This is a genomic window from Thermovenabulum sp. (assembly GCF_049701175.1).
Lineage (GTDB): Bacteria > Bacillota > Thermosediminibacteria > Thermosediminibacterales > Thermosediminibacteraceae > Thermovenabulum.
Map to the genome: position 1 here is coordinate 24,755 of NZ_JBNATW010000027.1, position 9,745 is coordinate 34,499.

The window sequence follows — 9,745 nt, forward strand, 5'->3', positions numbered from 1 at the left end:
TATTTTTTATAGATTTCCTTGGTTTACTTTGTCAATTTCTTTTAGCATCCATTCGGCAAAAACAGCATATCCTTTAGTAGGATCATTAACAAAAACATGAGTTATTGCGCCTATTAAAAATCCATCCTGTATTATGGGACTGCCACTCATTCCTTGAATTATGCCTCCCGTTTTCCTTAAAAGTTTAGGATCTACAACTTTTATTACCATGCTCTTAGGCGAAGGATTGTTTTGCTTAGAAACTTTTAATATCTCGATTTCATAGCGTTCGATTTTTTCCCCTTCAACAACCGTTAATATTTCAGCTCGTCCTGGATGCACAAAACTGCTTGGAGCAATTGGAATAAGATTATAATAAGGATTTTCCAAGGGTTTATAAATTTGTCCGAATATACCAAAATTATTGTTTAATAAAATATTTCCTATTACCTCCTCTTCTTTTACAAAAACACCTCTTTTTTCACCAGGGATATTTTTTTTTGCAGGAAGTATAGAGGTAATCTTTGCGCGAATAATCTCCCCATTTCCAATTTCTATTATCTTTCCCGTATCTGAGTCAGATATAATGTGCCCTAAGGCAGCATAAACCTTTGTTTCAGGCTCATAAAAAGTGAGGGTCCCAACACCCGCTGTAATATCTCTTACCCATAGGCCTAACTGAAAATTACCCAATTTATTTTTTATCGCTTTAATGTTTACATCAAAAATATTGTCATTCCTTTTTATAGTCAAAGTTATTAATTTGTCTTCGTCATTATTAATTATTGTCGATAAATCTTCTGCTGAATAAACGTAAATTCCATTAGCCTTTATTATCGTATCTCCCAATTCAATACCCGCTTCTTTTGCTGGCAAATGGCTTTTACCGCTTTCATCAGAAACTGCACCTGTCCCTACTACTATTACTCCGTTAGGTCTTAATTTTACACCAATGGAATGTCCTCCAGGTACCACTTCTATTTGAGGAATAACTTCCAGCTTTGTCTTTTTAACAGGAATTACCCCGAAAAGCCTCCATTCAAGGTCATAAGTGCCAAGTTTTGCCGGTTGTATAGTAATGGGATTTTTTAAATTTATTTTCACAAGGTCTTTTACTTTTTCTCCATTTATAACTAAATTACTGTCTTTATCGCATAAAAGTTCAAAAGTGAAAGGAACTTTAAGGTTAATTTTTTGCTCTACACCTTCAACCAGACTTAATTTTTCTGGTAAATATAAAAAATTGGCAGCATAAGAAGAAAAAAGGATTAATAATGCTAATACAATTCCTGTAATCTGGCGCTTTTTCCAGTTCATGTTTTCACTCCTTTTAAAAAAGGTTAACCTGAAATTTAAGATTTCCTTTAAGTTCTTTTTTATACAGGTAAATTCTTATAAGTTTATAAAAATAAAAAACCTTTAAGGATTTTTTCCTTAAAGGTTTAAATTAAATTTATTTTATCAATTTTATTTTTTTTGTTTGAAATTAAAGGCCATTTTAAGCATTTCCTTTGCATACTTAAGAGTATTTTCTGTAATTTCAGCTCCTCCTAACATTCTTGCAATTTCCTCAACCCGTTTGTCAAAACTTAGTTCCTCAACTACAGTATTGGTTTTATTGTTTTTGACAATTTTTTTAATCTGAAAATGCGCATCTCCCAAACAAGCAATCTGTGGTGAATGAGTCACACACAATACTTGTCGGTTTTTAGCAACTTTATAAAGCTTTTCACCTACCACCTGAGCTGTCCTGCCTCCAATTCCCGTATCTATTTCATCAAATATCATGCAAGGAATTTTATCCACATCTGCAATTATATTTTTTATTGCCAACATTATTCGTGAAGATTCCCCGCCCGAAGCAATTTTATTTAAAGGTTTCAATGGTTCGCCGGTATTTGTAGAAATTAAAAATTCAACAAAATCAAAACCCTCATCTCCGTAAGCAATTTTTTTACCATCGATTAACATTCCCTCTTCATCTTCAATAAACTTAAAATCAACGGAAAATTGAACGCCTTTCATTGCTAATTCCGAAAGTTCTTTTAGTATTTTGTTTTCTAAATCTTTAGCAATATTTTTTCTAATCTCATGCAGTTTGATGGCATATTCTTTATATTTTTCTAATAATTTATGGTATTCATTATTCTTTATTTCTATTTTTTCATCCATGTTTGCCAAATCTTCAAGCCTTTTATTTATCTCTTCCTTGTATTTTATCAACTCATCTAAAGACATTCCGTATTTTTTCTTCAGTCGGTCTAAAAAGGATATTCTCGTATATATATGGTCTAACCTCTCTGGCTCGAAGTCTAATTTCTTTATAAACCTTTGTATATTTAAAGCTGCGTCCTGTAGAGAATAATAGGATTCCTTAATGGTACTTAAAACAGGTTCTATGTCTTTAAAATAGGGAATAATGCCTTCAAGAGCATCAATAATTTTATCAAGCATCTCTACTACTGGAAAGGTGTCGTTACCTTCATAAAGCAAATTTTCTGCTAAAACCAGTGATTTCATTATTTTTTCAGAATTAACAAGTATTTCCCTTTCTTCTTCTAACAACCGATCCTCATCGGGAAAAAGCGAAGCATTTTCTAATTCTTCCTTTTCAAAAAGCAACCTTTCTTTTAATCTTTCGTCTTCATTCTTTTGACTTTGTAAAATTTGGATTTCTTTTTTTATCTCTTTTATTTTTTCAAAGGTTGATTTTAATTCTTTTTTTAATATATTTACCTTTTCACCACCCAGAGCGTCAATAATTTTTAAATGATATTTGCTGTCAAACAGCAATTGATATGTTTGATGCTGGGCAAAAATATCTACTAAGTACTTTCCAATATTCTTTAAAGCTGAAAGGGGAACCATTTTGCCGTTTATTCTGCAAAAATTTTTACCCTGAGAAGTAATTTCTCTTGATATAATTAATAGTTCCTCTTTCTCTATTCCATATTCATCAAGGATTTTACCAACTTCCTCATTATTATTGTCAAAAACTGCTTCTATAAAACTACTGTTAGCTCCAGTTCTTATAAACTCGGTACTCGCTCGTTCACCCAAAATCAAACCTATAGAATCTATAACAATTGATTTTCCGGCACCTGTTTCTCCAGTTAAAACATTTAAACCTGGTTTGAAATCTATAGATATGTCTTCGATTAGAGCAAAATTTTTTATCGAAAGTTTAAGGAGCATGTATTAACCCCCTACTACTTTATAATGTTTTTAATCCTTTCTACTACATCCTTAACCATTTCTTTTGACCTAACAACCGCTAAAATGGTGTCATCACCTGCTATCGTTCCCAAGATTTCTTCAAACTTTATATTGTCAATTGCAAAAGCCGCTGCCTGAGCAGCACCAGATAAAGTCTTTATTACAATTAGATTTTCAGCATAATCTATAGATAAAATTGAATCTTTAAACATCCTTAAATGTTTTTCTGAGGGTGTTTTAATATTTTCAGGCTCATCATAACAGTACTTGCCATTTTTCAAGACCTTTATTAACCTTAATTCTTTAATATCCCTTGAAACTGTAGCTTGAGTAACGTTAAAACCGCTTTTTTTCAATTCTTCTGCAAGTTCTTCCTGAGTTTCTATAGGTTTTTCTTTTATAATTTCTCTTATTTTCATGTGTCTTTTTGACTTCACCTTATTTAAATACCTCCTTTATATACTTCTTCCGTCAGATTCTTTCAGCTTTTTTCTAAGAAGGTCATAAAAGCTCCTATTTTTTATTCTAATTAAATTTGTATAATATTTTGATTTTTTTATTATTACTTCATCATAGGGCATTAATTTATATCCTTCTTGTCCATCAATAGTAAGCATTATTTCCTGATGTTCCGCAAAAACCTGCACCTTTATTATATCATCTTTTGATACAATTATCGAACGATTTTGAAGAGTATGAGGACAAATGGGCGTTAAAATCAAAAGCTCCATATTTGGACTAACTATTGGCCCGCCGGCTGAAAGGGAATATGCTGTAGAACCCGTAGGAGTAGAAACTATAAGCCCATCTGCTGGATATGTATCAATGTATGAGTAATTAGATGTAGCTTTAATCCTTATAAGCCTTGCAAATGGTCCTTTTGTGACTACTACATCATTCAAAGCCAAAAAATTACTTAAAACTTTATCATTTCTATTAACATATGCTTCTATCATCATTCGTTTATCTAAAAAAAACCTGCCCGTTTTCAAAAATTCCAAATCCCTATATAGGTCCTTCAATTCGATTTCTGTCAAAAAGCCCACATGCCCAACATTTATACCTAAAATAGGGATATTTAAAGGTGCAAGCTTCCTTGCTACACTTAGCAAGGTACCATCCCCGCCTAAACAAATTGCCATTTCCGCAGATCCATCTAAATTAAATTCACCCATTTTTAAATCTTCTACGGCAACACTATTTACAACCTTAAAATCCTTTTCTTCCAACCAATTTATCAGGTTTTTTGATAATTCCACAGCTTTTGGTTTTGAAGTATTGACAAAAAGGCTAATATGCCTCATAAACTCACCTCTTAAAACTCTCATGAGCTTCTCTTACTACACCTTCAATATCGATAAACCCTGTAAATTTAGCTGTTTTATACCAGGCAAGAAACTCAATATTGCCTTCAGGCCCCTGAATAGGAGAAAAAGTAAGTCCATGACAATAAAAACCTTTTTTTTCTCCATCCAATAATACTTCTCTTATTGCCCTTTCATGCAGTATTTTATCTCTGACAACACCGTGCTTCCCAACTTCATTTTTACCCACTTCAAACTGCGGTTTAATTAATGTTATTAAATCCCCATCTTCTTTTATCAGCTTCCTTAAAGGCTCAAAAACAAGTTTTAAAGAAATAAATGATAAATCAGCTGTAATGATATCTACTAACTCGCCTATATCCTCAAAGGTTAAATATCGAACGTTTTTCCTTTCTATATTTATGACCCTATTATCTGTCCTCAAACTATAATCCAATTGTCCAAAACCCACATCCACCGCATAAACCTTTTTTGCACCTTCCTTTAAAAGGCAGTCCGTAAAACCGCCCGTTGATGCTCCGGCATCTAGTGCAACTTTATCTTTTACGTCTATATTAAAAAAATCTAAGGCTTTTTTTAGTTTCAACCCGCCCCTGCTAACATAAGGTATAGCTTTTTCTTTTATGAATATTTCTGCATCTTCAGGTACAAAAGTACCTGCTTTATCGACTTTTTTGCCGTTCACATAAACATTTCCAGCCATTATCTCTGCTTTCGCCCTTTCCCTGCTATTAAATAAGCCTTTTTTTAAAAGAAGCACATCAAGCCTTTCTTTAGTCACAATTTCCTCTCCTTTAACCCTTTTTCCGCGAATTTTTAGAAGGTATAATATCTATTCCAAATTTTTCGTTGATTAAATAAGCAAGATAAGCAACCTTATACACTATATCCTTTGAATTATTTATGGCAAAGCTCTTCCCTAAGGCTTTACCTCCTACTGTTAAAGTAGAAATAATGCCGGAAATAATAATGCTCATTAAAGTTTCTTTTACTCCACCTTTCGTAATAAAAATCTTCAATACTATGGCTGCACCTGCCGATCCGCTAATAATACCGCAAATATCACCGATGACATCATTGCAGAAATTTGAAACCACATCTGCATTTCTAATTAACCTTACTCCTTCCCTTCCACCTTTGACCTTATCAGCAGCCATTGCATGAAAAGGTGCTTCATCAGCGGATGTAACCGCTGTACCTATTATATCAAATAAAATTCCTATGAATATTATTCCAATAAGAATAATAAAAGAAATTAATAGATTTACCCTTGACATCAATATCTCAGAAGAAAAGCTAAAAAAAACGGATAAACCAAAAGCCAAAAAAATTACTTTAACAATCCATTGGGCTTTTGGTTTTCCGTTGTTATTCTTCGTAGATATTATGTTATTTTTTTTATCGGATTTTGTTTTTCTCAAAAAAATACACCTCATAATCTTTTATGACAGGTGGCCACAGGTTGGGTAAATATTGCGGCTTAGGTCCAGTAGGTTTTCCCAAGAAGGCACCCGTCGTCGCCGCACGGGCGGTTCCCCTTTAAGCCTTCTTCTGCTTTGTCACCAAAAGCAGGACTGGATTGCCACTTAGTCCGCACTGTAATCCCCAACCTGCTTCCCTAAAAGGGAACAGTCTAGGAGTTTTCCTCACCGAAATCACACTTCTCCTAGCCTCTTTTGCAGCATGGGTTTCAAAGTAGAAACTACTTTTTCCACCCATACCACTCAAGGCAGGCTACACTGCACCCAACACTTTTGGTATCGGATGCAGGTTCACCCCCCAAGCCGTAGCCTTTTCTTTACAATAAGACCACAAACTTGGGTCTCCACGGAAATAGGGTCAATTTCCCGCATGCCGTTGCGGGCTGCCCCATTTCCTTACTCCCTGCACCAGCCCCCGACTGGGCGTCGAAAGCCAGCACAAGGAACTTCATCGATGTGCCCTTGACGGATTTTTAGCCCCGTCTTCAGAGAAGTAGATTTCGACTAGAATACTGCGCCACCTGTCTTTATTGCGAATTCAATTATAACACAAACCATTTGTTCGTGACAAATCCCAAAAGAAATAAAAAAAACCCACTTAAGGCTTATAAATCGGTAATGTTAATTAATAAGCCTTAAAAGTTTCTAATGCTCAATGGCTCCTATTTAATAGATAATCTATAAGCATCATAAAAAATTCTTTGTTTTTAAATTCTACAAGGACTTCTTTTGCTTCTTTGGCTAATTTATTTGCCAAAAGTTTCGATTGTTCTATTCCGAACATTTTTACAAAAGTATTTTTATCGTTTTTTATATCGCTTCCAACAGGTTTGCCAATTATTTTTTCATCTCCATTTGTGTCCAAAATGTCATCAATTATTTGGAACATTATACCTATCTTTTCTCCATAGGTTTCAATTTTTATAAGGTCCTTTTCATCAGCACCTGCAAGTCGTGCACCGGCCCACAGACTTACCTTTATCAGCTCAGCAGTTTTTTTTACATCCATAAAATACAAAGTTTTTTCATCAATATTTACTCCTTCAGACAAAATATCAACAACCTGCCCTGACACCATGCCTAAGGGGCCGCTGGCCTTTGATATTTTGGCAATTACGTCAAGCACAGCATTTTCTTTTATCCCTTCTACATCCTTATTTTTTGCTATCACATAGAAAGCATGAGTTAATAATGCATCCCCTGCTAATAAGGCAATCGCTTCACCGAACATCTTATGGCATGTGGGCTTTCCTCTTCTGAAATCATCGTTGTCCATACACGGCAAATCATCATGAATCAAAGAATAGGTATGTATCATTTCAATACCGCATGCTGTTGGAAGAACCTTCTCTTTCTCCAACCCAAACAACTCGGCTGATTTCATTACGAGAATAGGCCTTAACCTTTTTCCTCCTGCGAAAACACTGTACCTCATTGCCTTAAAAATTTCAGAAGGGTATAAATTTTCATCGGGCAAAAATTTATCTAAAGCTCTCTCAACCAATATTTTACATTCATATAATTCATTTTCTAATTCTTTCAATTTTCCGCACTTCCTTCTTCAAAGTCTATCAATTTTATTTCTCCGTTTAGCTCCTTAGTTAAAATTTGGACCTTGCCTTCCGCTTCATCCAAGATTTTCATACAGATTCTCGTAAGTCTTATGCCCTCTTCAAACAAGGTAAGGGATTCTTCTAAGGATAAGGAACCTTCCTCAAGCCTTTCAACAATTTTTGAAAGCTTGTCTATTGCTTCTTCATATTTCATTCTATCACCCTTTTTTCTTTGGAATTCACACTGCACCTTATAATGCCATCTGAAAGCATTATTTTTATAGTTTGATTTATGTAAGCATCTTCAATTGTTTTAATAATCTTATTATCCTCATTTTGACAAATACTATAACCCCTCTTTAATACGGCAATAGGGCTTAAATCATTCAACTTTTCTACCAAATTTTTCACATTTGTCTTCCTTACTTCGATAATATTTTCTATACATAATATAAGTTCTTTTAATATTTCATCCAAGTCCTGCCTTTTAGAATCCACAATACTTTTGAATTTTCTCATGGTGCAGTATCTTTTCAAATATTCAACTTCCTGCCTCTTAGTATTTATTATCGTTTCAATACGGTTAAACAATCTCTTTTGTATAATTTCTAAATTACCCTTTAATTTTTCCTTCTCGGGTATAACCATCTCACCTGCAGCAGATGGGGTAGGCGCTCTCATATCTGCAACAAAGTCAGCTATAGTAAAATCTGTCTGATGCCCAACAGCAGAAATTACGGGTATTTTTGAATTTGCTATTGCCCTCGCTACTTTTTCCTCATTGAAAGCCCATAATTCTTCTATAGATCCTCCACCTCTTCCAACTATTATCACATCTACCTTCCCATAAATATTCAATAATTCTATCCCTTCAGATATCTCATCTTTTGCCTGTTCCCCTTGAACCGATACTGGGACAATAATTATATTGACGTTAGGAAACCTTCTTTTTATAACCGTTAAAAGATCCCTTAAAGCAGCTCCGTTGATTGATGTCACAATACCTATGTTTTGAGGTAAAAAAGGCAGGTTTTTTTTTCGGGAATCGTCAAACAAACCTTCTTCCTGTAATTTCTCTTTTAATTTTTGGAATTGAAGAAAAAGCTCTCCAATCCCATCCTTTTCCAAAGTTTCCACATAAAGTTGGTATTCACCGTTTTTTTCATATACTGTGATGTAGCCCGTTGCAATAACTTTTTGCCCATTTTGAGGTGTAAAATTTAAATTTGTATTACGGCTTTTAAACATAACACATCTAATTTGGGCCTCTTCATCCTTTAAAGAAAAATAGAAATGTCCTGAATTATGACACTTAAAGTTAGAAATTTCACCACGAACGGATATTTCTGTTAATATTTCATCGTTTTCAAACAAAGACTTTATATATCTCGTTACTTCTCCCACTGAAAATATTTCAGAGTCCATAAAAACCCCCGCAAAAAGACATATAATTTAACTTATAAACTTTTTTTAATATTATCCAAATCCCTTGCAATCGCTCCGAGAACTCCATTTATAAACTTTGGCGATTTCATATCGCCATAGACCTTTGCAAGTTCTACCGCTTCATTTATGGAAACACTTTCTGGAATGTCTTCACAAAAAAGCATTTCATAAATAGCAAGCCTAAGCAATGTCTTATCGGTGAGTAAAAGTCTTTCTAACTTCCAGTCAATGGTGTATTTTTCAATTATCCTGTCTATTGTTTCTAAATTTTTTATTACACCTTCACATACCTTTAAAATATATTCCCTATCTTTCTCCTCTATAGGTTTTTCGTAGGCTATTATTAAAGCTTCTTGAGGAGTATTATTTCCCGACTCGAAAGCAAAAAGCATTTTAAAAATTATCTCCCTTGCCAATCTTCTCGTCAAAAAATCCTGCCTCCCCCAATGATTTATTTGTATGGCTGCATTAATTTACTTATCATTTCTCTCAACGGAATATTTTTATCAATGCATTTCCCTATTAAATAACCTACCGCACTGCAAAATATTAAAAAAAGAGCCTTAAAAAAACCGAAAATTAATATCAAAAGCCCTATAATGAAACCAATAGTTACTCCAATAATTTTTCCTCTATGATTATCCCAAAGTTCGTAAAAAAAATTCATTTTTTCACCCCTCATTTTACCCTTTGTTATGTCAAATTAAGGTATCAAAATTACATACCAATAACCTATAAAACATTG

The 9,745-nt window shown here is 33.8% G+C and carries 11 protein-coding genes; all 11 read right to left on the bottom strand.

The features are described from left to right. Positions 1 to 6: 6 nt before the first annotated feature. The 11 genes from spoIVB to ACPLVF_RS09540 all read right to left on the bottom strand — a co-directional run bounded on the left by spoIVB (position 7) and on the right by ACPLVF_RS09540 (position 9,667). Positions 7 to 1,296 carry a SpoIVB peptidase gene (spoIVB, locus tag ACPLVF_RS09490; protein ID WP_424907594.1) on the bottom strand — a complete coding sequence of 430 codons (1,290 nt, stop codon included), beginning with the start codon at positions 1,294 to 1,296 and terminating at the stop codon, positions 7 to 9. Between the two features lie 150 nt (positions 1,297 to 1,446). After that, on the bottom strand, positions 1,447 to 3,174 hold the full coding sequence (gene recN, locus ACPLVF_RS09495) for a DNA repair protein RecN (protein WP_424907595.1): 1,728 nt from the start codon (positions 3,172 to 3,174) through the stop codon (positions 1,447 to 1,449). Positions 3,175 to 3,188: 14 nt separating this feature from the next. Then, entirely contained in the window at positions 3,189 to 3,632 is a 444-nt protein-coding gene (locus tag ACPLVF_RS09500; protein WP_424907596.1) for an arginine repressor, read from the bottom strand. Between the two features lie 18 nt (positions 3,633 to 3,650). Continuing rightward, the gene (locus ACPLVF_RS09505) at positions 3,651 to 4,499 is read right to left on the bottom strand and encodes an NAD(+)/NADH kinase (protein WP_424907597.1); all 849 of its coding nucleotides are present in this window, start codon (positions 4,497 to 4,499) and stop codon (positions 3,651 to 3,653) included. A 4-nt stretch (positions 4,500 to 4,503) separates the two neighbouring features. Next, complete coding sequence (locus tag ACPLVF_RS09510; protein ID WP_424907598.1) at positions 4,504 to 5,301, bottom strand: TlyA family RNA methyltransferase; 798 nt, start codon at positions 5,299 to 5,301, stop codon at positions 4,504 to 4,506. A gap of 13 nt (positions 5,302 to 5,314) precedes the next feature. Then, positions 5,315 to 5,941, bottom strand: coding sequence for a hypothetical protein (locus ACPLVF_RS09515; protein WP_424907599.1), 627 nt, complete (start codon positions 5,939 to 5,941; stop codon positions 5,315 to 5,317). Positions 5,942 to 6,653: 712 nt separating this feature from the next. Then, positions 6,654 to 7,544, bottom strand: coding sequence for a polyprenyl synthetase family protein (locus ACPLVF_RS09520; RefSeq protein WP_424907600.1), 891 nt, complete (start codon positions 7,542 to 7,544; stop codon positions 6,654 to 6,656). Beyond that, positions 7,541 to 7,768 (bottom strand): exodeoxyribonuclease VII small subunit, encoded by a 228-nt coding sequence (locus ACPLVF_RS09525; RefSeq protein WP_424907601.1) that lies wholly within the window; start codon positions 7,766 to 7,768, stop codon positions 7,541 to 7,543. Before ACPLVF_RS09525 ends, ACPLVF_RS09520 begins: the two co-directional genes overlap by 4 nt. Next, positions 7,765 to 8,979: an exodeoxyribonuclease VII large subunit gene (xseA, locus tag ACPLVF_RS09530; RefSeq protein WP_424907602.1), complete on the bottom strand. Its 1,215-nt coding sequence runs from the start codon at positions 8,977 to 8,979 to the stop codon at positions 7,765 to 7,767. Before xseA ends, ACPLVF_RS09525 begins: the two co-directional genes overlap by 4 nt. 32 nt (positions 8,980 to 9,011) lie before the next feature. Next, a complete protein-coding gene (gene nusB, locus ACPLVF_RS09535; protein WP_424907603.1) occupies positions 9,012 to 9,428 on the bottom strand; it encodes a transcription antitermination factor NusB in 417 nt (138 codons plus the stop codon). A 23-nt stretch (positions 9,429 to 9,451) separates the two neighbouring features. Continuing rightward, positions 9,452 to 9,667: a DUF2273 domain-containing protein gene (locus ACPLVF_RS09540; RefSeq protein ID WP_424907604.1), complete on the bottom strand. Its 216-nt coding sequence runs from the start codon at positions 9,665 to 9,667 to the stop codon at positions 9,452 to 9,454. Between the last annotated feature and the right edge of the window lie 78 nt (positions 9,668 to 9,745).

Excerpts from the sequence above, each read along its gene's own strand:
- spoIVB (WP_424907594.1), bottom strand. The coding sequence starts at position 1,296 with ATGAACTGGAAAAAGCGCCAGATTACAGGAATTGTATTAGCATTATTA.
- recN (WP_424907595.1), bottom strand. The coding sequence starts at position 3,174 with ATGCTCCTTAAACTTTCGATAAAAAATTTTGCTCTAATCGAAGACATA.
- ACPLVF_RS09505 (WP_424907597.1), bottom strand. The coding sequence starts at position 4,499 with ATGAGGCATATTAGCCTTTTTGTCAATACTTCAAAACCAAAAGCTGTG.
- ACPLVF_RS09525 (WP_424907601.1), bottom strand. The coding sequence starts at position 7,768 with ATGAAATATGAAGAAGCAATAGACAAGCTTTCAAAAATTGTTGAAAGG.
- xseA (WP_424907602.1), bottom strand. The coding sequence starts at position 8,979 with ATGGACTCTGAAATATTTTCAGTGGGAGAAGTAACGAGATATATAAAG.
- ACPLVF_RS09540 (WP_424907604.1), bottom strand. The coding sequence starts at position 9,667 with ATGAATTTTTTTTACGAACTTTGGGATAATCATAGAGGAAAAATTATT.